The following is a 21,468-nucleotide window of genomic DNA, read 5'->3' as shown; positions in this document are numbered from 1 at the left end:
GCCTGCTTTGCCAGCGATAGGGCCTTCAGGCGGTAATCATCCGTTCGCGCAGTGCAGTAATCTCGTCGCGCAACTGCGCCGCCGCCTCGAACTCCAGGTCCCGCGCCAACTGGTACATCTTCTCTTCCAACTGCTTGATGCGCTTGGCGATCTCGCCCGGTGAACGCAGTTCGGCTTCGTAACGGGCGCTCTCCTCTGCCGCCTTGGCCATGCCCTTGCGCTTTTTGCTGCGCGAGCCGGGCACGTTGGCGCCTTCCATGATGTCGGTGATGTCTTTGACCACACCCTTGGGCACGATGCCATTGGCGGCGTTGAAGGCGACCTGCTTGTCACGGCGCCGTTCGGTCTCGCCAATTGCCCGCTGCATGGAGCCGGTCATGTTGTCGGCATAGAGGATCGCCCGGCCATTGAGGTTACGCGCCGCACGGCCGATGGTCTGGATCAGCGAGCGCTCGGAACGCAGGAAGCCCTCTTTGTCGGCATCGAGAATCGCCACCAGCGACACCTCGGGCATGTCCAAACCTTCACGCAGCAGGTTGATACCCACCAGCACATCGAAGGTGCCCAGGCGCAGGTCGCGGATGATCTCTACCCGCTCCACGGTATCGATGTCCGAGTGCAGGTAACGCACCCGCACGTCGTGATCGGCCAGGTAGTCGGTGAGGTCCTCGGCCATGCGCTTGGTCAGGGTGGTGACCAGCACGCGTTCTTCTACGGCCACGCGCTTGCGGATCTCCGAGAGCAGATCGTCGACCTGGGTAGTGGCCGGGCGCACTTCGACCTGCGGGTCGACCAGGCCGGTGGGGCGCACCACCTGCTCAACCACGCGACCCGCATGTTCGGCCTCGTAATTGCCCGGGGTCGCCGAGACGAAGATGGTCTGCGGGCTGACGTTTTCCCACTCGTCAAAACGCATCGGCCGGTTGTCCAGCGCCGAAGGCAGGCGAAAGCCGTACTCGACCAGGGTTTCCTTGCGCGAGCGGTCGCCCTTGTACATGGCGCCGACTTGCGGAACGCTGACGTGGGATTCGTCGATTACCAGCAGCGAATCGTCCGGCAGGTAGTCGTAGAGGGTCGGTGGCGGCGCCCCGGCCGGACGCCCGGACAGGTAGCGCGAGTAGTTTTCGATGCCGTTGCAGTAACCCAGCTCGAGGATCATCTCCAGGTCGAAGCGGGTGCGCTGCTCCAGGCGCTGGGCCTCGACCAGCTTGTTGGCCTTGTGCAGGTACTCAAGGCGCTGGGCCAGCTCTTCCTTGATGCCATCCACTGCCTCGAGCAGAGTCTCGCGCGGGGTCACGTAGTGGCTCTTGGGGTAGAAGGTGAAGCGCGCCAGCTTGCGGATCACCTCGCCGGTCAGCGGATCGAAAGCGGCGATGTTTTCCACCTCGTCGTCGAACAGCTCGATGCGGATGGCTTCCAGGTCCGATTCGGCCGGGAAGATATCGATCACATCGCCGCGCACGCGGAAGGTGGCGCGGGCAAAGTCCATCTCGTTGCGGGTGTACTGCAGGTCGGCCAGGCGGCGCAGCAGCGCGCGCTGGTCGAGCTTGTCGCCGCGGTCCACGTGCAGGACCATCTTCAGGTAGGTTTCCGGGCTGCCCAGGCCATAGATGCAGGAAACCGTGGTGACGATGATCGCATCACGGCGCTCCAGCAGCGCCTTGGTCGCCGACAGACGCATCTGCTCGATATGGTCGTTGATCGAGGCGTCCTTCTCAATGAAGGTGTCCGAGGACGGCACGTAGGCTTCTGGCTGGTAGTAGTCGTAATAGGAAACGAAATACTCGACGGCGTTGTTCGGGAAGAACGACTTGAACTCGCCATACAGCTGCGCCGCCAGGGTCTTGTTGGGTGCCAGCACCAAGGTTGGGCGCTGCACCTGGGCGATCACGTTGGCAATGCTGAAGGTCTTGCCCGAGCCGGTCACCCCGAGCAGGGTCTGGTGCGCAAGGCCCGCCTCGATTCCTTCGACCATCAGGCGAATGGCCTCGGGCTGGTCGCCGGCCGGCTGGAAACGGGTGACGAGCTGGAACTCGGACATGACAAACCTCTGTGTGATCGCGATGGTTTCATCGCTGGCGCGGGCAACTGTATTTATAGACAGTAGTTATACCGAATTTAAGGGCCGGAGCGCCAGTTTCAACTCAGTGTTGTGGGCATTTCTGACTATGGACCGGTCAAATCGACTAACGGTCGAAAAATATTCGGCCAAACAGCAGGAAAAGCTGCGACAGACTGTCGCCGTGACCGACCGGTATCACTATACTGACTCCCCGTTTGTGCACCGCTCTAGTGCAAGCGACTGGAGCGTGCGACCTCTTCCACTCTCCATTCAGAGCCAAGGTAATAATGAGCCTGTTTTCCGCTGTCGAGCTGGCACCACGCGATCCCATTCTGGGCCTCAACGAAGCTTTCAACGCCGATACCCGTAGCAACAAGGTCAACCTGGGTGTAGGTGTTTACTGCAACGAAGAAGGGCGTATCCCACTGCTGCGCGCAGTGATCGAAGCCGAAACCCAGCGCGCTGCCCAGCACGCTTCCCGCGGTTACCTGCCGATCGACGGTATCGTCGCTTACGACCAGGCCGTGCAGAAGCTGCTGTTCGGTGCCGAGTCGCCACTGCTGAGCGCCGGTCGTGTGATCACCACCCAGGCCGTCGGCGGTACCGGCGCCCTGAAGATCGGTGCCGACTTCCTCAAGCAGCTGTCGCCAAACGCCGTGGTCGCCATCAGCGACCCGAGCTGGGAAAACCACCGCGCACTGTTCGAAACCGCTGGTTTCCCGGTACAGAACTACCGCTACTACGACGCCGCCACCCATGACGTCAACCGCAGCGGCATGCTCGAAGACCTCAACGCCCTGCCGTCCGGCTCGATCATTGTACTGCACGCCTGCTGCCACAACCCGACCGGCGTCGACCTGACTCCGGAAGACTGGAAGAACGTCCTCGACGTGGTCAAGGCCAAAGGTCACGTGCCGTTCCTCGACATGGCCTACCAGGGCTTTGGCGCTGGCATCACTGAAGACGCCGCCGCGGTACGCCTGTTCGCCGAGTCGGGCCTGGACTTCTTCGTTTCCAGCTCGTTCTCCAAATCCTTCTCGCTGTACGGCGAGCGCGTTGGCGCCCTGTCGATCGTCACCGAGTCCAAGGAAGAGGCGACGCGCGTGCTGTCGCAAGTCAAGCGCGTAATCCGCACCAACTACTCCAACCCGCCGACCCACGGCGCCACCATCGTCGCCACCGTGCTCAACAGCCCAGAGCTGCGCAAGATGTGGGAAGACGAACTGGCCGAGATGCGTCTGCGTATCCACGGCATGCGCAAGCAGATGGTCGAGCTGCTGGCCGAGTACGGCGCCAAGCAGGACTTCAGCTTCGTCGGTCGCCAGTGCGGCATGTTCTCCTACTCGGGCCTGACCGTTGAGCAGGTCGCTCGCTTGAAGAACGAGTTCGGTATCTATGCTCTGGATACCGGTCGCATCTGCGTCGCCTCGCTGAACCAAAGCAACATCCATGTGGTGACCAAGGCGATCGTTGAGGTTCTGTAATTACTGAATTGCATGGGGAAGGCTTGACTTCCCCTTAGCAATCAGTAAGATACGCCACAGATTCCGCGATAGCTCAGTCGGTAGAGCAAATGACTGTTAATCATTGGGTCCCAGGTTCGAGTCCTGGTCGCGGAGCCAAACACCAGAAAAACCTCCAGTTGCCCTGAGCACTGGAGGTTTTTTCGTTTCTGACACAGTAAATCGCACCACCCCTGCCAAGGATGCCCGGTCGCCCACCAGGGCAAACCGGGCGACCGATCAAGTCCGGCCGATGGGGTAGAAGCAGCCGCCACTCCAGACGCCCAGCCATTGCTGGCCATCGATCTGCCTGGGCACCGCCAGCTCGACCAACTGGTAGAAGACGTTGCGGTGGATCAGCGCTTCGAGGTTGCTGCGCATGTGCACATACGGCGAAGGCTCCTGGGTTTGCGCATCGATTTCAAAGCGCAGCGGATGCTCGGGGCCGGCCTCGACCTGATCGTCGACATTACTGGTAAAGCGCAGCAACTGCTGCTCGCCTTCGCCCTGCACTTCAAGGCTGACCGCGACAAAGGGCGTGTCATCGACCTTGATGCCGACCTTTTCCACCGGCGTTACCAGGAAGTAGTCATCACCGTCGCGGCGGATGATGGTCGAGAACAAGCGCACCATCGGCTTGCGCCCGATCGGCGTGCCCAGATAGTACCAGGTGCCGTCGCGGGCGATGCGCATGTCGATGTCGCCGCAAAAATCCGGGTTCCACAGATGCACGGGTGGCAGGCCCTTTTCTGCCTTGGGAATCTGCGCCAGCAGATCATTGGCCTTGCCGGTGTCTTGCATCACCCTCTCCTTAACGACTCATGCCCAACAAACTACGAGCGTAATCTTCAAGCGGGGGCCTGAGCAAATCTTCCGGCTTGTTGTCGTGGAACGTCAGCAAACCGCCGCGGCTTTTGATACGTGCAGTGTCGATCAGGTAGCGGGTGCTGGTTTCAATCAGCATCAGCTGCACCACGCCGGTATCGATGCCCATCCGATCAACCGCCTGCTCGTCATACCACTCATCGCCATTGCCGATGCGATCGTCGGTGCGGGCAAAACGGGTGTACAACAGGTAATGCGCGCCAACTTCACGCGCCTCGATCAATGCCTGCTCCAGACCCAATGGTGCCGGGGCACGGCGGACCATGGGGAAATACTCGATAAAGCCATTGAAGGCTTGTTCAGCCACCACGTTGGGGCGCGGATACGGACCCTTGCCCGGCGGCACGAAGGCACCCTGGCCAATGTAAATGAATGAATCAGGCTGCAGGCGCACCGACAGCGAACGACGGGTGTCGCTGTGATCGAGCAGACCGGCATCGCTCATGTGATAACGGGCACCCTCGCCCATATCGCTGACATTCATGCAGCCGCCCAGCGCCATCAGCGCCAGCAGCAAAACCAGGCTACGCATCTATCCTCCAGTGGCCGGTGACGGAAAACCGGCGAACAGCTGACAGATGCAGCTTTTGCGCCAGTCTTAGCCACCAATGATCTTCATCACCGTCGCACCACCGGAAAATGCCACCGGCTGCTTGTCACCCAGGGCTTTGACCAGCAACCCTTGTAGCGCCGGCAAGGCCTGATGGCGCGGTTTGTCGAGCAGGTCGCCGATATAGTGACGGTTGCTCGACGACAGGCAACCATGCAGCCAGCCGGTGGACGACAGGCGCAAACGCGAGCAGGTGCGGCAGAACGGCACGCTCTCGTTGGCGATCACGCCAAAATAGCCTTGCCCCGGGATCTGATAGCGCAAGGCGGTGGCATCCACCGGTGCGTTGGCCTGCAGGTACTCGTAGTGTTCGCCGATCAATTGCAGCAGGTGCTCAAGGCTGACGAACTGTTGCAAAAAGGCATTGCTGTCGCGAGCCAGGTGGCCCATGCGCATCAGCTCGATGAACCGCAGCTCGTAGCCATGGGCCAGGCAATACTCCAGCAGCGGCACGACCTGGTCGAAGTTCTGCCCGCGCAAAGGCACCATGTTGACCTTGATCTGCATACCGGCGGCGCTGGCCTGGCTCATGCCATCAAGCACGCTGGCCAGGTCGCCGCCACGGGCAATGCGCCGGAAAGCGTCCGGGTCAAGGGTGTCGAGGGACACATTCAGGCGGCGGATACCCGCCGCGCGCAGCAAAGGCAGCTTGCGCGCGAGCAACTGGCCATTGGTGGTCAGGCTGATTTCATCCAGACCAAGATTGGCAATGGCGCTGAGGAAAGTTTCCAGCTTCGGGCTGACCAGCGGCTCGCCACCGGTGACGCGCACCCGCTCGATGCCGGCAGCCTCTATCAGGTAAGCCACACCACGGGCCATGGCCTCGGCCGAGAGCTCGTCCTGGGCCGCCACCAGACGCTTGCCGTCCGGCACACAATAGGTACAGGCGTAGTTGCAGGCAGCCGTCAGGCTGACACGCAAATTGCGAAAACGCCTGCCTTGGCGGTCGACGATCATGGGTGACTCCGGCATGGGTGAATCGGGCCTGCAAAACCTGACTCAAAAATCAGGTTTTTGCAAGCCTCATACCTGAGTATATTCCTCGGCACCCAATCCCAGTAGCGCCATGGTTTGGCTGAATGTCTCAGCTACCGGCGTTATCCGGGTCGCGTTTGCGCTTGTTGCCCATGCGCACGCCGATATCCATGAGGAACTGGAAGAAGCCTTCCTGATCTTCCAGGACATTGCTCCAGAACGGCGAGTGATAGAGCGCCACGGCCCCATGCACCAGCGCCCAGGCGGCGCAGTAGTGGAAGTACGGCGGCACGTCCTCGAGCTTGCCTTCGCTGATGCGGCCCTTGATCAGCAGGGTCAGGCGGTCGAAGTTGGAGGCGCGGATCTTGTGCAGCTCCTCGACCATCTCCGGTACCTGGTTACCCTTGACCACCTTCTCTTCGAGGCGGTCGAACAGGCGGTAGCGCTGCGGATCACGCATGCGGAATTCGAAGTAGGCGCGCGACAGGGCTTCCTTGTCGCGGTCGACGTCGGCAGAGTGCAGCAGTTCGTTCAAATCGCGCTCGTAGTCGAGCATCAGGCGCAGGTAGATCTCCGCCTTGGATTTGAAGTGCTTGTAGATCGTGCCTTTGCCGATACCGACGGCATCAGCGATCATCTCGACGGTGACACTGTCTTCACCCTGTTCGAGAAACAGCTTGAGCGCGGTATCGAGAATTTCTTGCTCACGGCGACGAAACTCACGGACCTTACGAGGTTCTTTCTGCATAAGAAGGACTGGATCAAAATCGAAGCCGGTTATTATGCCTAACTTGCGCAAAAATGCACGGATCATCCAACCATGTCTATGTTTCTTGATGAGTTTGAACAGGCCCCGGGGCTTCGCTATCTGAACCATGCTGCCGTGGCACCCTGGCCGAAACGCGCCTGCCAGGCGGTTTCACGTTTCGCCAGCGAGAACGTTTTACTCGGTGCAAGGGACTATTCGGACTGGATGGCCATGGAGCAACGTTTACGTGAACGCCTGATGCGCCTGACGAATGCACCGTCGACGGATGACATTGCCCTGGTCAAAAACACCTCCGAGGCGCTTTCTTTCGTCGCCTTCGGTATCGACTGGCAGGCCGGCGATCAGATCGTCATCAGCGACGAAGAATTCCCATCCAACCGGATCGTCTGGGAAGCCCTGGCCGACAAAGGCGTCAGCGTTATCCAGGTGAGCCTCAAGGGCAGCGACCCGGAAGGCGCCTTGCTCGCTGCCTGCGGCCCCAAGGTGCGCCTGCTGGCGATCAGCGCCGTGCAGTTCGCCAGCGGTTTGCGCCTTGACCTGGTGCGCCTGGGCCAAGGCTGTCGTGATCGGGAAGTACTGTTCTGCATCGACGCCATCCAGCAACTGGGCGCCCTGCCCTTCGACGTACAGGCCTACCAGTGCGACTTTGCCATGGCTGACGGGCATAAATGGATGCTCGGCCCGGAAGGCCTGGGGGTGTTCTATTGCCGCGCCGAGGTGCGCCCGCTGCTCAAGCTCAGCGAGTACGGCTGGCATATGCTCGAACACATGGGCGACTACACGCGCAGTGAATGGCAACCCGCCCATAGCGCCCGACGCTTTGAATGCGGCAGCCCGAACATGCTCGGTGCAGCGGCGCTTGAGGCCAGCCTGGCGCTGCTCGAAGAAGTGGGCATGGATCAGGTGGCAGCAGCGCTACTGCAACGGGTGCAATGGCTCAACGAGGGCCTGGCAGCGATCCCCGGGGTCCGCGTGCACAGCCCGCAGGATCCGCTGCGCCGCTCGGGGATTGTTTCCTTCAGCGTTGAGGGTGTCGAGAACGCGCAAGTTTATCAGCGGCTCAAGCAAGAACAGGTGGTGTGCATTACACGGGGCCCCGGCGTGCGATTTTCCCCGCATTTCTACACACCTAAACAGATAATCGACGAAACTCTGGCCATTGTGCGGCAGATCGCAGAGCGATGAGTGCTCAGCAGCGGCAGACGTATTCCAAATCTGTTTAAAAAACGACCAGCCACCGGTGGCGGCGCGCCAATCCTGGCCAATACTTCAGATGTTGGCGCAGCGCATCCCCCCATGTGGCGCCGATAAAGGCGCTCAGGGACCGCGTGCCTTTGTTTTACTCCTAATGGTCTTAACCCGGATTCACCCCCCAGAACCCGGGTTTTTTTTGCCTGCGATTTTTACCGCCCGGCAAAAGCCGCTCAGGCCACCCGCGCCAACGGAAACAGCCGCTTGAAGTTGGCCGTGGTCTGCGCGGCCAGTTGCTCATAGCTTTCACCGCGCACCATCGCCACGAACTCCGCCACTTCGCGCACGTACTGTGGCAGGTTGGGCTTGCCGCGATAGGGGATCGGCGCCAGGTACGGCGAGTCGGTCTCGACCAGCAGCCGATCGGCCGGCACCTGGCGGGCCACATCGCGCAGCGCATCGGCGTTGCGGAAGGTGACGATGCCCGACAGCGAGATGTAATAGCCCAGATCCAGCGCCGCCTTGGCCATCTCCCAGTCTTCGGTGAAGCAATGCAGTACCCCGGCCTGACTCAGATCTGCTTCACGCAGCAGGGTCAGGGTGTCGGCGCGCGCCGCCCGGGTGTGGATGATAACCGGCTTGCCGGTGACCTTGGCCGCCTCCAGGTGCAGGCGAAAGGAGTCCTGCTGCACTTGCGCCGCTTGCGGCTCGTAGTGATAGTCCAGGCCGGTTTCACCAATCGCTACCACGTGCGGGTGCTCAAGCTCCTTGAGCAGCCAGTCCAGCGGCGGCGCACCATCGGGCGTGAGATCGAGCGGGTGGATGCCCACCGAGCAGTCGACATCGCTGTAGCGTTCGCTGAGGTCCTTGACCGCCTGGGCGTTGTCGGCGCTGACGCCGATGCACAGAAAGTGCCCGACGCCGCGCGCGCGGGCAGCATCCAGGGCCGCATCCAGCGAGCCCTGGTGGGCGGTAAGGTCAAGACGGTCGAGGTGGCAATGGGAATCTACGAGCATGGGCAAATGACAACGCTGAAAAGTAATAAAGGAACGGCGCAGCTCAACGCTGGCCCGGCAACATCGCCCAGGACGCCAGCAGCGCCTCGAGCAACAGCACCCGGTTGAGGTTGGCCTTGCCCAGGACCTTCTGGCGCTGGGCCAGAATCCAGTCCTGGATCTCCAGGACCTTGGCCTGGCCGCTCTTCTGCGCCAGGTACTGGACCACCTTGCGCATATCGCTCAAGCCTAACCCCTCCTCGTCCTGGGTCAACTGATAACGCAGGACCAGGTTGGACCAGTCGCAGAACCAGTCGAACAACTGCAACAGGGGAATGGCACTCCAGGCTTCGGCCAGCTGGCTGGGCGACTGCTGCTGCTTGAGCAGCTTCTTTACGCCCTCGACCACCAGCGCGCGCTGCTCACGCACACCCTGGGCCTGCAGGCTGACCGCCGCCAACGGCGAGCCGGCGGCCAGGCTGAGCAGCTCCATGCGCTCCTGCTCGTCGCAGTCGGGCAAGGCCTGTTCGAGCCAGGCCAGGCTTTGCTCGCGACTCGGCAGCGGGCAGGCCTGCTGCTGGCAGCGGCTCTTGATGGTCGCCAGCAAGCGGCTGGGCTGATGGCTGACCAGCAGCAAAACGGTATTGCCCGAAGGCTCCTCGAGGCTTTTGAGCAAGGCGTTGGCAGCGTTGACGTTCATGGCCTCGACCGGCTCGATCAGCACCACCTTGCGCCCGCCCATCTGCGCGGTCTGCACCACAAAGGACACCAGGTCCCGAACCTGATCGACCTTGATCGGCTTGTCGGCCTCTTCCGGCTCCAGCACGTAGTTGTCCGGGTGGCTGCCGGCTGCGAGCAACAGGCACGACTTGCACTGACCACACGCCTGCAGCCCTTGCGGGCGCTGGCACAACAGCAAGGCCATCAAGCGCTCGGCCAGGGCCCGCTTGCCGATGCCTTGCGGGCCGTGCAGCAGGTAGGCATGGGCATGCTGGGTACGCCCGGCCAGTTGCTGCCACAAAGCCTGCTGCCAGGGAAAGGCCTCAGCCACGGCAACGCTCCAGAATCTGCGGCAGCAAGGCGTCCAGGGACTGCTGTACCTGGGCCAGCGGCAAGGCCGCATCAATCAGCCGGTACTGCTGCGGCGCAGCCTGGGCCCGAGCCAGATAGGCCTGGCGCACCGCCTCGAAGAAGGCCTGGCCTTCCTGCTCGAAACGGTCCAGGCGGCCACGGGCGGCAGCGCGAGACAGGCCGATTTCCACTGGCAGGTCGAATACCAGGGTCAGGTCCGGGCGCAAATCGCCCTGGACGAAATTCTCCAGGGTGGCGATACGCTCCAGCGATAGACCGCGACCGCCGCCCTGGTAGGCGTAAGTGGCATCGGTAAAACGGTCACACAGCACCACCGCGCCCCGGGCCAGAGCCGGGCGAATCACTTCGGCAAGATGCTGGGCACGGGCGGCAAACACCAGCAGCAGCTCGGTGTCGGCATCCATCTTCTCGTCGCTGGGAGCCAGCAGCAGCTCGCGGATTCGCTCGGCCAGCGGCGTGCCGCCGGGCTCGCGGGTCAGCACGACATCCAGGCCCGCGGCGCGCAGGTGCTCGGCGAGGTATTCGCGGTTGGTGCTCTTGCCCGCGCCTTCGGGACCTTCCAGGGTGATAAACAAGCCGCTCACAGGCAGTCCTTACAGTTGATCATTGCGGGGAGGCTGCGTCGCTGGCCGGCGCCGCTTGCTCGGGCACCGGCTCAGGGCTGACGTCCGGCAATTGCGGCGTCTGCGACTGGGCCTCAGGTTCGGAAACAGGGGCCGGGCTCGAGCGATAGTCGGCACGGCGCTTGATCTGGTATTCGCGGACAGCCGAATTGTGCGCATCGAGGTCATCGGAGAACACATGGCTGCCATCGCCACGGGCAACGAAATACAAGCTGCTGCCCGGCGTCGGGTTCAACGCGGCGTGAATGGCTTCGCGGCCGACCATGGCAATCGGCGTCGGCGGCAGCCCGGCATTGGTGTAGGTGTTGTACGGCGTCGGCTCGCGCAGGTCGGCGCGGGTGATCTTGCCATTGTAACGCTCGCCCATGCCATAAATCACCGTCGGGTCGGTCTGCAGCAACATGCCGATGCGCATGCGCCGCACGAACACCCCGGCAATCTGCCCGCGCTCTTGCGGCACACCGGTTTCCTTCTCGACCAGCGACGCCATGATCAGCGCCTGGTACGGGTCGCGATACGGCACGTCACTGGAGCGTTCAGCCCACTCCTTGGCCAGCACTTCGTCCAGGCGCGCGTAGGCTTGCTGGAGGAACTCGACGTCACTCATGCCCCGCACGAAGCGGTAGGTATCGGGGAAGAACCGCCCTTCGGGGAACACTCCCGGATGGCCGAGCTTGTCCATGACCTCGGCGTCGCTCAGGCCGTCGATGGTCTTCCTGATTTTTTCGTGCTTGGCCAGCGCGGCGCGCACCTGGCGGAAATTCCAGCCTTCGACCAGGGTCAGGGTGTACTGCACCACATCACCACGACGCCAGACCTCGAACAGGTCGCGCACGCTCATGCCCGGGGTCATGCGGTATTCGCCGGTGTGCAGCGGCACCCCGGCCATATTGAAGCGCCAGTACAGGCGCAGCCAGAAGGCATCTTCCAGCACACCGTCGTTCTGCATACGGTAGAACATGCGGTTGGGGGTGGTACCGGTGGGCACGTCGAGCAACTGCTCCTGGGACACGTGCAGGGTCTGCTCCAGCGCCGACTTCACCTTCCAGGCCGAATAGCCCAACATCAGGCCGGCCAGGATCAAACCGATCTCCAGCAGCACCAAGAATTTACGTCTCACAAATCAGGCATCCAGTAGCGTACGGGCAATGGCCTGCAGTTTACGGGTGAGCGGCCCCGGCGGCCAGTTCAGCGATGCAAAAGCCTGTACCGGCCAGATGCCGTAGACGCTGTTGCAGACAAATACTTCGTCGGCCTGCTCCAGGTCCTGCAGGCTCAAGTCGGTTATCTGCACAGCAATTGCGGCGCCCCTGGCATGATCGAGCAAGGCGGCGCGCATCACCCCAGCCACGCCGCAGCGGCTCAGGTCGGCGGTTAGCAACTGGCCATCGCGCACCAGGAACAGGTTGCTATACACCCCTTCGATGATGCGCCCGGAAACATCGCGCATCAAACCTTCGGCGTGGCCGGCATCCTGCCACTCGGCACGGGCCAGCACTTGCTCAAGGCGATTGAGGTGTTTCAGGCCAGCCAGCAACGGCTGCTCGGCCAGGCGGGTCTGGCAGTCAAACAGGCGAACGCCCTGCTCGGCATGCTGTGCGGGATAAGCGGGCAAGGGATTGCCCTGGAGAATACGCCGTGGCGCCACGCCAGAAGCCGGCGCATAACCGCGCTGGCTGTCGCCACGGGTAACAATGAGCTTGAGCACGCCGTCGCCCAGCAAGCTGGCATAACGGCATAGCTCGTCGCGAATCAGGCCGTGATCGGCGCTGATCGCCAGGCGCTGGCAACCCAGCGCCAGGCGCTCGAGGTGGTACTCGAGCAACGATGGCCGACCGGCCCGTACGGCGATGGTCTCGAACAGACCATCGCCATAGGCCAGCCCTCGGCTTTGCAACGTCAGTGCATCTGCCGGTTGGCCATCGATCCAGCTGTGCATCAGCCGGCGAACCGGCGGAACACCAGCGAGCCGTTGGTACCACCAAAACCGAAGGAGTTGGACAGCACCACTTCGATCGGCATGTTGCGTGCCTGGTGCGGTACGAAGTCGAGGTCGCAGCCTTCGCTCGGCTCCTCCAGGTTAATGGTCGGCGGCGCCACCTGGCTGTTGATCGACAGTACGCTGAAGATCGCTTCAACTGCACCGGCAGCGCCGAGCAGGTGACCGGTCATCGACTTGGTCGAGCTGACCGCCAGCTTGTAGGCGTGATCACCGAACACCGACTTGATCGCCGAAGCTTCTGCCAGGTCACCGGCAGGCGTCGACGTACCATGGGCGTTGATGTAATCAACCTCGCTGGCGTTCAGGCCGGCATCGCGCAGGGCATTGGCCATGCAGCGCGCAGCACCGCTGCCGTCTTCTGGCGGCGAGGTCATGTGATAGGCATCGCCACTCATGCCAAAACCTACCAGCTCGGCATAGATGGTCGCACCACGGGCCTTGGCGTGCTCGAGCTCTTCGAGCACCAACGCACCGGCGCCGTCGGCGAGGACGAAGCCGTCACGGCCCTGGTCCCACGGACGGCTGGCGCGGGTCGGATCGTCGTTGCGGGTCGACAGCGCCCGCGACGCACCGAAACCGCCCATACCCAGACCACAGGCGGCCATTTCCGCACCCCCGGCAATCATCACGTCGGCCTCACCGAAGGCGATGTTGCGCGCAGCCATGCCGATACAGTGGGTACCGGTGGTGCAGGCGGTGGAAATAGCGTAGTTCGGTCCCTGTACACCCAGGTGGATCGACAGGAAACCGGAAATCATGTTGATGATCGAGCCCGGCACGAAGAATGGCGAAATGCGCCGCGGGCCCTGGTCATGCAAGGTCCGGCTGGTTTCTTCGATGTTGGTCAGGCCACCAATACCCGAGCCCATGGCCACGCCAATGCGCTCACGGTTGGCATCGGTCACTTCCAGGCCGGCGTTACGCACTGCCTGAAAACCGGCTGCCAGGCCGTACTGAATGAACAGATCGAGCTTGCGGGCTTCCTTGACCGACAGGTACTGCTCGACTTCAAAGCCCTTTACCGAGCCGCCAAAACGGGTGGAGTAGGCAGACAGGTCAGTATGCTCGATCAGACCTATGCCACTGCGGCCAGCCAGAATGCCCTGCCAACTGCTCGGCACATCCGTGCCCAGTGGCGACAGCATACCCATACCGGTGACCACGACGCGTCTACGCGACACAGCACTCTCCTTATTCAATTGACTACATCTCTTGTAAAGAAAAAACCGCACGCCGGCGAAGGCAGTGCGGTTTTTCCATGACAAGAAGCGACGACTACAACGTCTTAGGCCTGGTGGCTGGTGACGTAGTCGATAGCAGCTTGAACAGTAGTGATCTTCTCAGCTTCTTCGTCAGGGATTTCGGTCTCGAATTCCTCTTCCAGAGCCATCACCAGCTCAACGGTGTCAAGGGAATCGGCACCCAGATCTTCGACGAAGGAAGCAGTGTTCACTACTTCTTCTTCTTTAACGCCCAGTTGCTCGGCGACGATTTTCTTGACGCGTTCTTCGATGGTGCTCATACCTTGTTTTCACTCCTAATGGACATATGTCAGGCAGCTGGCCGGTGTGTAAGTGTATAGAAAGACGTCTGCTTTTCAAGCGCAACACGCCTTGCAAGACCACACCTGCCAACCAACTAGAATCTGGTTGCAGCTTTATAACGGATTTTAGACAGCTCGTATGACATTTTTTTGAAGCAATCCGTCACATTCAATTTTACATGTACATGCCGCCGTTGACCGGAATGGTCGCGCCGGTGACATAGCCTGCACCTTCGGAGGCCAGGAAAGCCACCACATTGGCGATCTCCTGAGCCTGGCCCAGACGCCCCAGGGGGATCTGGGTCTGCAGCGCTTCACGCTGAGCTTCAGGCAGCTCGCGAGTCATGTCGGTGTCGATGAAGCCCGGGGTCACCGAGTTGACGGTGATCGCACGGGAGCCGACTTCACGCGCCAGGGCGCGGCTGAAGCCTTCCAGGCCGGCCTTGGCGGCGGCGTAGTTGACCTGGCCGACGTTACCCATGGCACCCACTACCGAGCCGATGCTGATGATACGACCCCAGCGCGCCTTGGTCATGCCACGCAGCACGCCCTTGGACAGACGGTAGAGGCTGTTCAGGTTGGTGTCGATGACGTCGAACCACTCGTCGTCCTTCATGCGCAGCATGAGGTTGTCGCGGGTGATACCAGCGTTGTTGACCAGGATGGTCGGCGCGCCGAACTGCTCCTGGATCTTGGCCAGGGTGGCGGTGACCGACTCGTCGCTGGTCACGTTCAGCTCCAGGCCGGTGCCGGTAATGCCGTGCTCCTTGAGGGTCGCGGCGATACGCTCGGCGCCCGAAGCGGAGGTGGCGGTACCGATCACGGTAGCGCCCAGACGGCCCAGTTCCAGGGCGATAGCCTGGCCGATACCACGGCTGGCGCCGGTAACCAGGGCAACTTTACCTTGCAGGCTCATGCAAGCTTCTCCTAAATCAGGCCTGCGCCGCGAGCGTCGCGGCGAAAGCATCCGGGGTATTGAGGTTAGAGGTGTTCACGCCGTCGGCGCAGCGCTTGTTCAGACCAGCAAGAACCTTGCCCGGGCCGCACTCGACCAGCTGCACCGCGCCATTGGCGGCCAGGGTCTGCACGCATTCGACCCAACGCACAGGCTTATACAATTGTTCCAGCAGGTCGCGCTTGAGGGTGTCGAGGTCAGCGGCAACGGCGGCGCTGACGTTCTGCACCACCGGGATCTGCGGAACCTGCCAGTCGATGGCATTGACCGATTCGGCAAAGCGCTCGGCGGCTGGGCGCATCAGCTCACAGTGCGACGGCACGCTGACCGGCAGCGGCAGTGCACGCTTGGCGCCCTTGGCCTTGCAGGCTTCCATGGCGCGTTCGACGGCCGCCTTGGCACCCGCGATCACGACCTGACCTGGCGAGTTGAAGTTCACCGCACTGACCACTTCGCCCTGGGCAGCTTCTGCACAGATGGCAACGACGTCAGCGTCGTCCAGACCAAGGATTGCGGCCATGGCGCCCTGCCCGGCCGGCACGGCCTCTTGCATGAGCTCGCCACGACGCTTTACCAGCTTCACCGCGTCACCCAGGCTCAGGCTGCCAGCGGCAACCAGGGCGCTGTACTCGCCCAGGCTGTGACCGGAAACGAATGCCGGACGCGCGCCGCCCTCGGCCAGCCACAGGCGCCACAAGGCGATCGAGGCGGTGAGAATGGCCGGTTGGGTTTTGTCGGTTTGGTTGAGTTGCTCTTCCGGACCGTTCTGGGTCAGCGCCCAGAGGTCATAGCCCAGAGCCTCGGAGGCCTCACGGAAGGTATCAATGACCAGCGGATACTGGGCGCCCAGCTCGGCGAGCATGCCGAGGGACTGCGAACCTTGACCGGGAAAGACGAATGCGAGGGATGCAGACATTGAACAAGCCCCTAGTGATCTTGTCGTCGGAAATAAAGCGCCCAGCACCAGGCTGAGCACAAGAAACTGAAGAGTTGGATGGTAACGAGGACCAAGCGGTCACATTTAACCACTTCCTGAGGCATATGCCTAAAGCAACAGGTCTTCCAGGCGCCCGTGCAGGCGCTGTGGCAGGTTCTCCTGGATCTCGATAAGCGCCCGCTGGATGGCGCTCTGAAAGCCCTGCACGCCGGCAGAGCCATGACTCTTGATGACGATCCCCTGCAGACCCAGGAAGCTTGCGCCATTATGTCGCGCCGGCGCCAGGTCGGCCTGCAGGCGGCGCAGCAGCGGCATGGCCACGGCACCGGCCAGACGCGCGCCAAGCCCGCCCTTGAACAGGGCCTCGATGCGCAAACCGATCATGGTCGCCAGGCCTTCGCTGGACTTGAGCAGGATATTGCCGACAAAACCGTCGCACACCACCACATCCGCCTCGCCACGGTACAACCCATCACCTTCGACGAAGCCGATGTAGTTCAGGCCGCGGGCGTTCTGCAGCAGATTGGCCGCAAGCTTGACCTGCTGGTTACCCTTGATGTCTTCGGTGCCGACATTGAGCAAGGCCACGCGCGGCCGGGAGATCCCCAGCGCCTGGGCGGCCACCGAGCCCATCACCGCGAACTGGTAGAGATTTTCTGCACTGCAGTCGACGTTGGCGCCCAGGTCGAGCAGCTGACAATAACCGGTCTGAGTAGGGATGGCGGCAACCATGGCCGGGCGATCGATGCCAGGCAGGGTTTTCAATACATAGCGCGACAGCGCCATCAGCGCACCGGTGTTGCCGGCACTCACGCAGGCCTGGACCTTGCCATCACGCAATAATTCGAGGGCCACGCGCATGGACGAATCGGGCTTGCCGCGCAGCGCCTGGGACGGCCGCTCATCCATGCCGATCACTTCGCTGGCAGCCACAATCTGCAGGCGCGCGCGATCCGCTGCCGACTGGCCAGCGATCAGATCTTCAAGGAGGGAGGGTTGACCGACGAGGGTCAGGTGCAGCGAGGGGGTAGCCGACAGGCAAGCAATACTCGCCTGAACAATGCTGCGGGGACCGAAGTCCCCGCCCATTGCGTCAATCGCGATGATCTGAGCGGACAAGGATTACTCGTCAGCGCCCTTGTCGATCACTTTACGACCACGGTATACGCCTTCTGGCGATACGTGGTGACGCAGGTGCACTTCACCAGTGGTTTTCTCTACGGACAGAGCGTTTTCCGAGAGGGCGTCGTGCGAACGGCGCATGTCACGGGCAGAGCGGGATTTTTTGTTCTGCTGAACAGCCATAATTGATTAACTCCTAAACGTTTGGGTCACGCTTTAACTGCGCCAATACACTGAACGGGTTGGACCGTGTTACCTCGTCCTTGCTCGGTTCGGGCTCATCGGCGCCCGCCGGCTGCTGGCATTCTTCCGGATGATGAGCAGGCACGATAGGCAAGGCGAGCAGAAGCTCCTCCTCGACCAAGGCCTGCAGATCCAAAGGATCTTCGCCCAGTTCCAGCACGTCATAACCTTTCGGCAACGACTGGGTATTCGCACCCTCCTTCACCACAGCGTATGTAGTTTCGCTGTGGATCGGCAGGGTGACCAGCTCAAGACAACGCTGGCAAACCATCTTGACCTCGACGCTCAGTTCGGTGTGGATAACCACAGCCTTCTGCTCGTCGCGCTCAAAATCGAATTTAGCCTGCACCGTACCGACAGTGTCGGAAAGCGGGTCGCAGAGTCTCTCCAAATCGGCGAGCTGCAGTGTTCCTTCAAGGGAAACACCACGATCGGCCAATTTGCGCGGGTCAACGTGAGGTGGAATCGGGTCATTCAACATAGGCGCAGCATTCTAGGGATGACCCCCGCCCCTGTCAAAGGAAATTCGGCTCCGTTCAGCATGTTAGAATCGTTTCACCCGTCCAGGAGTCTATCATGCTGCCTTTATTACTGGCTTCCAGCTCACCTTACCGGCGCGAACTGCTCGAACGCCTGCGCCTGCCGTTCAGCTGGGCCTCACCGGATATCGACGAACAACGCCTGAGCGAAGAGCCCGCCCTTGACCTGGTCAAGCGCCTGGCCCAAGAGAAAGCCCAGGCCCTGGCCGGCAGCCATCCGGGGCATCTGATCATCGGCTCCGACCAGGTCGCCGTGCTCGGCGAGCAGATACTCGGCAAACCGCACACTTTCGAACGCGCCTGCGAGCAACTGCTGGCGGCCAGCGGCAACCATGTGACCTTTCTCACCGGCCTCGCGCTGCTCAACAGCGCTACCGGGCACTGCCAGGTCGACTGCGTGCCTTTCACCGTCAACATGCGTGAACTCGACCTGCCGCGCATCGAGCGCTACCTGCGCGCCGAGCAGCCCTATGACTGCGCCGGCAGCTTCAAGGCCGAAGGCCTGGGCGTAAGCCTGTTCCAGAGCACCCACGGAGTGGACGCCACCAGCCTGATCGGCCTGCCGCTGATTCGCCTGGTGGACATGCTGCTAGCTGAAGGCGTGAGGCTGCCCTGACACCAACACACAAAAAAGCCGACCTCGAAGGGTCGGCTTTTTCAATGAACCAGGCAATCAGCGCAGCGATGGCCCCTGAAAGCCCATCCACATCGCCAGGTGCTCGGCAACACTGGCACCCAGGCGCTTGGAGAAGCGGTCGAACGGCGATTCCTCGACGGTGAAGTCAACCAGCTCCTTTTCCCCCACCACCTCACGCGCCACGTAACCGGCGCTACCCAGGCCATCCACCAGCCCCAGGGCCAGCGCTTGCTCGCCCGACCAGATCAGACCACTGAACAGCTCGGGATGCTCTTTGTCCTTGAGGCGCTCACCACGGCCCTGCTTGACGCTGGCAATGAACTGCTTGTGGGTGGTTTCCAGCACACCTTGCCAGAACGCAGTTTCTTCAGGCTTTTGCGGCTGGAACGGGTCCAGGAACGCCTTGTGCTCACCGGCGGTGTAGGTACGGCGTTCGACACCGAGTTTTTCCATGGTGCCGACAAAGCCGTAACCCGCCGCAGTCACACCGATAGAGCCCACCAGACTGGCCTTGTCGGCGTAGATCTGATCTGCGGCGCTGGCAATGTAGTAAGCACCGGAAGCCCCCAGGTCACTGATGACCGCATACAGCTTGATCGCCGGATATTCAGCGCGCAGTCGGCGGACTTCATCGTAGATGTAACCCGACTGCACCGGACTGCCGCCCGGGCTGTTGATGCGCAAGATCACCGCCTTGGTTTTCGGATCCTTGAACGCCTCGCGCAAGCCGCTGACGATGTTGTCGGCACTGGCGGGCTCCTGATCGGCGATCATCCCGCGCACCTCGACCAGCGCGGTATGGCTGGCGCTGCGCGAGGCAGCCTTGTCCATGTCCATCAATGGCGTAAACAGGGCAAAGATGCCAAACAGGTAGACAAAGGTCAGCAGCTTGAAAAAAATCCCCCAGCGCCGGGCCCGACGCTGCTCCTGCACACCGGCCAGGAGGGTTTTCTCCAGCAGCTTCCAGCTTTTCTGATCTTCGTTGCCGTCGTTACCTTCGGCGCTGGGCGCCTTCCACTCGTCAGCCATGCTCACCTACCCTGGAATGTACTGCTACAGGCACGCGGCGAAGCCAGGCCTGCAACTGTGAAAAATGATCGATACACACCTGTGGCCCGAAGGCACTCAAGGCCTCCAGCGACATGGCGCCGTAGCCAACCGCTACCGAGTGCATGCCGGCATTGCTGGCCATCAACAGGTCGAATGAAGAATCTCCGACCATCAACGCACGCTGCGGTTCGACCTGGCAATGCGCGAGGATCTCTTCGAGCATCTGCGGGTGCGGCTTGCCGCGACTCTCGTCGGCCGCGCGAGTGATGTCGAAATAGTCTTCCCAACCGTTGGCGCGCAACACCCGATCCAGGCCGCGACGAGCCTTGCCGGTCGCCACCGCCAGGCGGTAGCCCTCGGCCCGAAAAGCCTCCAGCGACTCGACCACGCCCCCGAACAGCGGCGAAGGCTGGTCATCCAGGGCCATGTACACGTCAGCATAGTGCTGGCGGAACTCCGCCACCTGGGCCGTATCGAGGTGCGGATAAAGCACACTGATGGCCTCAGGCAGCGCCAGGCCGATAATACCCTTGACCGCCTCGTCAGCGCAGGTGGCATACCCTGCGCGACCGGCGGCCAGGTGCATGGCCTCGACGATGCGGCCGATGGAGTCGGCCAGGGTACCGTCCCAGTCGAAGATCAGCAGGTCGTAATCACGCTGCACTCAGGCGCTCCACAGTCTTGGCCCACATCTCGTCCACTGGCGCCTCGAGTTTGAGCTCGCCGCCGTCAGGCAGCGGCACGGTCAGGGCATAGGCATGCAGGAACAGGCGCTTGCCACCCAGGTCGCGAATCTCGCGGGTGAAATCTTCATCGCCATACTTGCTGTCGCCGGCAATGCAATGCCCGGCATGCAGGGCATGCACGCGAATCTGGTGGGTACGACCGGTGATCGGACGCGCCTCGACAATAGTGGCGAACTCACCGAAACGGCGCAGCACGCGGAAGATCGTCAGCGCCTCCTTGCCTTCGTCATTGACCTCGACCATACGCTCGCCAGAACGCAGGTTGCTCTTGAGCAACGGCGCATTGACCTGCTTCTTGGCGGTGGCCCAATGACCACGAACCAGGGCCATGTAGCGCTTGTCGACACCGTCGCCACGCAGGGCGGCGTGCAGGTGACGCAACATGCTGCGTTTCTTGGCGATCATCAGCAGGCCCGAGGTGTCACGGTCCAGGCGATGGACCAGCTCCAGTTCCTTGGCATCCGGGCGCATCTGACGAAAGGCTTCGATCACACCGAAATTCAGGCCGCTGCCACCGTGCACGGCGATGCCGGCCGGTTTGTTGAGCACAATCAAGGCCTTGTCTTCGTAGACGATCGCGGCCTCAAGACGCTGAAGCAAACCCTGGGCCACTGGCACCGGCTCGTCGCGTTCAGGCAGACGAACGGGCGGCACGCGCACGACATCACCGGCCTGCAACTTGTACTCGGGCTTGATCCGGCCCTTGTTCACGCGCACTTCGCCTTTTCGCAAAATGCGGTAAATCAAGGTCTTGGGAACACCCTTGAGCTTCGTTATGAGAAAATTATCGATTCGTTGGCCGGCAAGTTCCGGCGCGACCTCGATCAGCTGGACGCCGGAGGTCGGAGGGGCATTAGTCGTCATTTGCCAATCATAACAATTTTTTATGGATTTGAAGCACTTAATGATTGCTGCTATAGTCGCGAACGCCGCCAAAAGCGGCTGGCCAGCGGACTCACGGCTTACAGCCGGCCCTGACCGACGCAATTC

General features: G+C 61.7%; 23 protein-coding genes and 1 tRNA gene. 4 read left to right on the top strand and 20 right to left on the bottom strand.

Annotation, left to right across the window (positions count from 1 at the left end; genetic code table 11):
* Nucleotides 1-25 precede the first annotated feature (25 nt).
* Entirely contained in the window at nucleotides 26-2,041 is a 2,016-nt protein-coding gene (gene uvrB, locus F8N82_RS05285; protein ID WP_038994170.1) for an excinuclease ABC subunit UvrB, read from the bottom strand.
* Between the two features lie 308 nt (nucleotides 2,042-2,349).
* Between uvrB and F8N82_RS05280 the strand changes: the two genes are divergently transcribed.
* A complete protein-coding gene (locus tag F8N82_RS05280; RefSeq protein ID WP_038994169.1) occupies nucleotides 2,350-3,546 on the top strand; it encodes an amino acid aminotransferase in 1,197 nt (398 codons plus the stop codon).
* A 62-nt stretch (nucleotides 3,547-3,608) separates the two neighbouring features.
* Nucleotides 3,609-3,684 (top strand) — tRNA-Asn (locus F8N82_RS05275).
* A 120-nt stretch (nucleotides 3,685-3,804) separates the two neighbouring features.
* Here F8N82_RS05275 and F8N82_RS05270 read toward each other — a convergent pair.
* The 4 genes from F8N82_RS05270 to F8N82_RS05255 form a co-directional block, all read right to left on the bottom strand.
* The gene (locus F8N82_RS05270) at nucleotides 3,805-4,365 is read right to left on the bottom strand and encodes a DUF1285 domain-containing protein (RefSeq protein WP_038994168.1); all 561 of its coding nucleotides are present in this window, start codon (nucleotides 4,363-4,365) and stop codon (nucleotides 3,805-3,807) included.
* Nucleotides 4,366-4,375: 10 nt separating this feature from the next.
* On the bottom strand, nucleotides 4,376-4,981 hold the full coding sequence (locus tag F8N82_RS05265; protein WP_038994167.1) for a DUF4823 domain-containing protein: 606 nt from the start codon (nucleotides 4,979-4,981) through the stop codon (nucleotides 4,376-4,378).
* Between the two features lie 66 nt (nucleotides 4,982-5,047).
* Complete coding sequence (locus F8N82_RS05260; protein WP_038994166.1) at nucleotides 5,048-6,016, bottom strand: GTP 3',8-cyclase MoaA; 969 nt, start codon at nucleotides 6,014-6,016, stop codon at nucleotides 5,048-5,050.
* Between the two features lie 127 nt (nucleotides 6,017-6,143).
* The gene (locus F8N82_RS05255; protein ID WP_038994165.1) at nucleotides 6,144-6,782 is read right to left on the bottom strand and encodes a TetR/AcrR family transcriptional regulator; all 639 of its coding nucleotides are present in this window, start codon (nucleotides 6,780-6,782) and stop codon (nucleotides 6,144-6,146) included.
* Between the two features lie 72 nt (nucleotides 6,783-6,854).
* On the opposite strand from F8N82_RS05255, the gene F8N82_RS05250 reads away from it, so the two are divergent.
* Nucleotides 6,855-7,988 (top strand): aminotransferase class V-fold PLP-dependent enzyme, encoded by a 1,134-nt coding sequence (locus tag F8N82_RS05250; protein ID WP_038994164.1) that lies wholly within the window; start codon nucleotides 6,855-6,857, stop codon nucleotides 7,986-7,988.
* Nucleotides 7,989-8,227: 239 nt separating this feature from the next.
* On the opposite strand, the gene F8N82_RS05245 is transcribed toward F8N82_RS05250, so the two are convergent.
* The 12 genes from F8N82_RS05245 to F8N82_RS05190 all read right to left on the bottom strand — a co-directional run bounded on the left by F8N82_RS05245 (nucleotide 8,228) and on the right by F8N82_RS05190 (nucleotide 17,987).
* Nucleotides 8,228-9,010, bottom strand: a complete 783-nt coding sequence (locus F8N82_RS05245; RefSeq protein WP_038994163.1) for a TatD family hydrolase — start codon at nucleotides 9,008-9,010, stop codon at nucleotides 8,228-8,230.
* A 43-nt stretch (nucleotides 9,011-9,053) separates the two neighbouring features.
* On the bottom strand, nucleotides 9,054-10,040 hold the full coding sequence (locus tag F8N82_RS05240; RefSeq protein WP_038994162.1) for a DNA polymerase III subunit delta': 987 nt from the start codon (nucleotides 10,038-10,040) through the stop codon (nucleotides 9,054-9,056).
* Nucleotides 10,033-10,665 carry a dTMP kinase gene (gene tmk / locus F8N82_RS05235; protein WP_038994161.1) on the bottom strand — a complete coding sequence of 211 codons (633 nt, stop codon included), beginning with the start codon at nucleotides 10,663-10,665 and terminating at the stop codon, nucleotides 10,033-10,035. The genes F8N82_RS05240 and tmk overlap by 8 nt, the downstream gene beginning before the upstream one ends.
* Before the next feature lie 19 nt (nucleotides 10,666-10,684).
* A complete protein-coding gene (gene mltG / locus F8N82_RS05230) occupies nucleotides 10,685-11,824 on the bottom strand; it encodes an endolytic transglycosylase MltG (RefSeq protein ID WP_038994160.1) in 1,140 nt (379 codons plus the stop codon).
* A gap of 3 nt (nucleotides 11,825-11,827) precedes the next feature.
* The gene (gene pabC, locus F8N82_RS05225) at nucleotides 11,828-12,643 is read right to left on the bottom strand and encodes an aminodeoxychorismate lyase (RefSeq protein ID WP_038994159.1); all 816 of its coding nucleotides are present in this window, start codon (nucleotides 12,641-12,643) and stop codon (nucleotides 11,828-11,830) included.
* The gene (fabF, locus tag F8N82_RS05220; RefSeq protein WP_038994158.1) at nucleotides 12,643-13,887 is read right to left on the bottom strand and encodes a beta-ketoacyl-ACP synthase II; all 1,245 of its coding nucleotides are present in this window, start codon (nucleotides 13,885-13,887) and stop codon (nucleotides 12,643-12,645) included. Before fabF ends, pabC begins: the two co-directional genes overlap by 1 nt.
* A gap of 104 nt (nucleotides 13,888-13,991) precedes the next feature.
* The gene (gene acpP / locus F8N82_RS05215; protein WP_003175607.1) at nucleotides 13,992-14,228 is read right to left on the bottom strand and encodes an acyl carrier protein; all 237 of its coding nucleotides are present in this window, start codon (nucleotides 14,226-14,228) and stop codon (nucleotides 13,992-13,994) included.
* 196 nt (nucleotides 14,229-14,424) lie between these two features.
* A complete protein-coding gene (fabG, locus tag F8N82_RS05210; RefSeq protein ID WP_038994156.1) occupies nucleotides 14,425-15,165 on the bottom strand; it encodes a 3-oxoacyl-ACP reductase FabG in 741 nt (246 codons plus the stop codon).
* A gap of 16 nt (nucleotides 15,166-15,181) precedes the next feature.
* Complete coding sequence (gene fabD / locus F8N82_RS05205; protein WP_038994155.1) at nucleotides 15,182-16,120, bottom strand: ACP S-malonyltransferase; 939 nt, start codon at nucleotides 16,118-16,120, stop codon at nucleotides 15,182-15,184.
* Between the two features lie 129 nt (nucleotides 16,121-16,249).
* Complete coding sequence (gene plsX / locus F8N82_RS05200) at nucleotides 16,250-17,260, bottom strand: phosphate acyltransferase PlsX (protein ID WP_080764696.1); 1,011 nt, start codon at nucleotides 17,258-17,260, stop codon at nucleotides 16,250-16,252.
* 3 nt (nucleotides 17,261-17,263) lie between these two features.
* The gene (gene rpmF / locus F8N82_RS05195; RefSeq protein WP_010223221.1) at nucleotides 17,264-17,446 is read right to left on the bottom strand and encodes a 50S ribosomal protein L32; all 183 of its coding nucleotides are present in this window, start codon (nucleotides 17,444-17,446) and stop codon (nucleotides 17,264-17,266) included.
* Between the two features lie 13 nt (nucleotides 17,447-17,459).
* On the bottom strand, nucleotides 17,460-17,987 hold the full coding sequence (locus F8N82_RS05190; RefSeq protein WP_038994153.1) for a YceD family protein: 528 nt from the start codon (nucleotides 17,985-17,987) through the stop codon (nucleotides 17,460-17,462).
* A 95-nt stretch (nucleotides 17,988-18,082) separates the two neighbouring features.
* Here F8N82_RS05190 and F8N82_RS05185 point away from each other — a divergent pair, with 95 nt between their 5' ends.
* The gene (locus F8N82_RS05185) at nucleotides 18,083-18,661 is read left to right on the top strand and encodes a Maf family protein (protein WP_038994152.1); all 579 of its coding nucleotides are present in this window, start codon (nucleotides 18,083-18,085) and stop codon (nucleotides 18,659-18,661) included.
* A gap of 57 nt (nucleotides 18,662-18,718) precedes the next feature.
* Here the strand turns inward: F8N82_RS05185 and F8N82_RS05180 are convergent, their stop codons facing one another.
* From F8N82_RS05180 to rluC, 3 genes are read right to left on the bottom strand one after another with little or no spacing between them, the layout of a single operon-like run.
* On the bottom strand, nucleotides 18,719-19,711 hold the full coding sequence (locus F8N82_RS05180) for a S49 family peptidase (RefSeq protein ID WP_038994151.1): 993 nt from the start codon (nucleotides 19,709-19,711) through the stop codon (nucleotides 18,719-18,721).
* Nucleotides 19,704-20,396, bottom strand: a complete 693-nt coding sequence (locus F8N82_RS05175; RefSeq protein ID WP_038994149.1) for an HAD family hydrolase — start codon at nucleotides 20,394-20,396, stop codon at nucleotides 19,704-19,706. Before F8N82_RS05175 ends, F8N82_RS05180 begins: the two co-directional genes overlap by 8 nt.
* A complete protein-coding gene (rluC, locus tag F8N82_RS05170; protein WP_038994148.1) occupies nucleotides 20,386-21,342 on the bottom strand; it encodes a 23S rRNA pseudouridine(955/2504/2580) synthase RluC in 957 nt (318 codons plus the stop codon). The genes F8N82_RS05175 and rluC overlap by 11 nt, the downstream gene beginning before the upstream one ends.
* Between the last annotated feature and the right edge of the window lie 126 nt (nucleotides 21,343-21,468).

Origin of the sequence: Pseudomonas fluorescens, assembly GCF_902497775.2 — a bacterium.
Taxonomy (GTDB): Bacteria; Pseudomonadota; Gammaproteobacteria; order Pseudomonadales; family Pseudomonadaceae; genus Aquipseudomonas; species Aquipseudomonas putida_F.
The sequence above is the reverse complement of the archived record's forward strand: the minus strand, read 5'-3'. Positions and strand labels throughout refer to the sequence as shown.

Bases quoted from the DNA above. Each gene is read 5' to 3' on its own strand.
- uvrB (WP_038994170.1), bottom strand. From the start codon at position 2,041: ATGTCCGAGTTCCAGCTCGTCACCCGTTTCCAGCCGGCCGGCGACCAG.
- F8N82_RS05280 (WP_038994169.1), top strand. From the start codon at position 2,350: ATGAGCCTGTTTTCCGCTGTCGAGCTGGCACCACGCGATCCCATTCTG.
- F8N82_RS05270 (WP_038994168.1), bottom strand. From the start codon at position 4,365: ATGCAAGACACCGGCAAGGCCAATGATCTGCTGGCGCAGATTCCCAAG.
- F8N82_RS05265 (WP_038994167.1), bottom strand. From the start codon at position 4,981: ATGCGTAGCCTGGTTTTGCTGCTGGCGCTGATGGCGCTGGGCGGCTGC.
- F8N82_RS05260 (WP_038994166.1), bottom strand. From the start codon at position 6,016: ATGATCGTCGACCGCCAAGGCAGGCGTTTTCGCAATTTGCGTGTCAGC.
- F8N82_RS05255 (WP_038994165.1), bottom strand. From the start codon at position 6,782: ATGCAGAAAGAACCTCGTAAGGTCCGTGAGTTTCGTCGCCGTGAGCAA.
- F8N82_RS05250 (WP_038994164.1), top strand. From the start codon at position 6,855: ATGTCTATGTTTCTTGATGAGTTTGAACAGGCCCCGGGGCTTCGCTAT.
- F8N82_RS05245 (WP_038994163.1), bottom strand. From the start codon at position 9,010: ATGCTCGTAGATTCCCATTGCCACCTCGACCGTCTTGACCTTACCGCC.
- pabC (WP_038994159.1), bottom strand. From the start codon at position 12,643: ATGCACAGCTGGATCGATGGCCAACCGGCAGATGCACTGACGTTGCAA.
- acpP (WP_003175607.1), bottom strand. From the start codon at position 14,228: ATGAGCACCATCGAAGAACGCGTCAAGAAAATCGTCGCCGAGCAACTG.
- fabG (WP_038994156.1), bottom strand. From the start codon at position 15,165: ATGAGCCTGCAAGGTAAAGTTGCCCTGGTTACCGGCGCCAGCCGTGGT.
- fabD (WP_038994155.1), bottom strand. From the start codon at position 16,120: ATGTCTGCATCCCTCGCATTCGTCTTTCCCGGTCAAGGTTCGCAGTCC.
- rpmF (WP_010223221.1), bottom strand. From the start codon at position 17,446: ATGGCTGTTCAGCAGAACAAAAAATCCCGCTCTGCCCGTGACATGCGC.
- F8N82_RS05190 (WP_038994153.1), bottom strand. From the start codon at position 17,987: ATGTTGAATGACCCGATTCCACCTCACGTTGACCCGCGCAAATTGGCC.
- F8N82_RS05185 (WP_038994152.1), top strand. From the start codon at position 18,083: ATGCTGCCTTTATTACTGGCTTCCAGCTCACCTTACCGGCGCGAACTG.
- F8N82_RS05180 (WP_038994151.1), bottom strand. From the start codon at position 19,711: ATGGCTGACGAGTGGAAGGCGCCCAGCGCCGAAGGTAACGACGGCAAC.
- rluC (WP_038994148.1), bottom strand. From the start codon at position 21,342: ATGACGACTAATGCCCCTCCGACCTCCGGCGTCCAGCTGATCGAGGTC.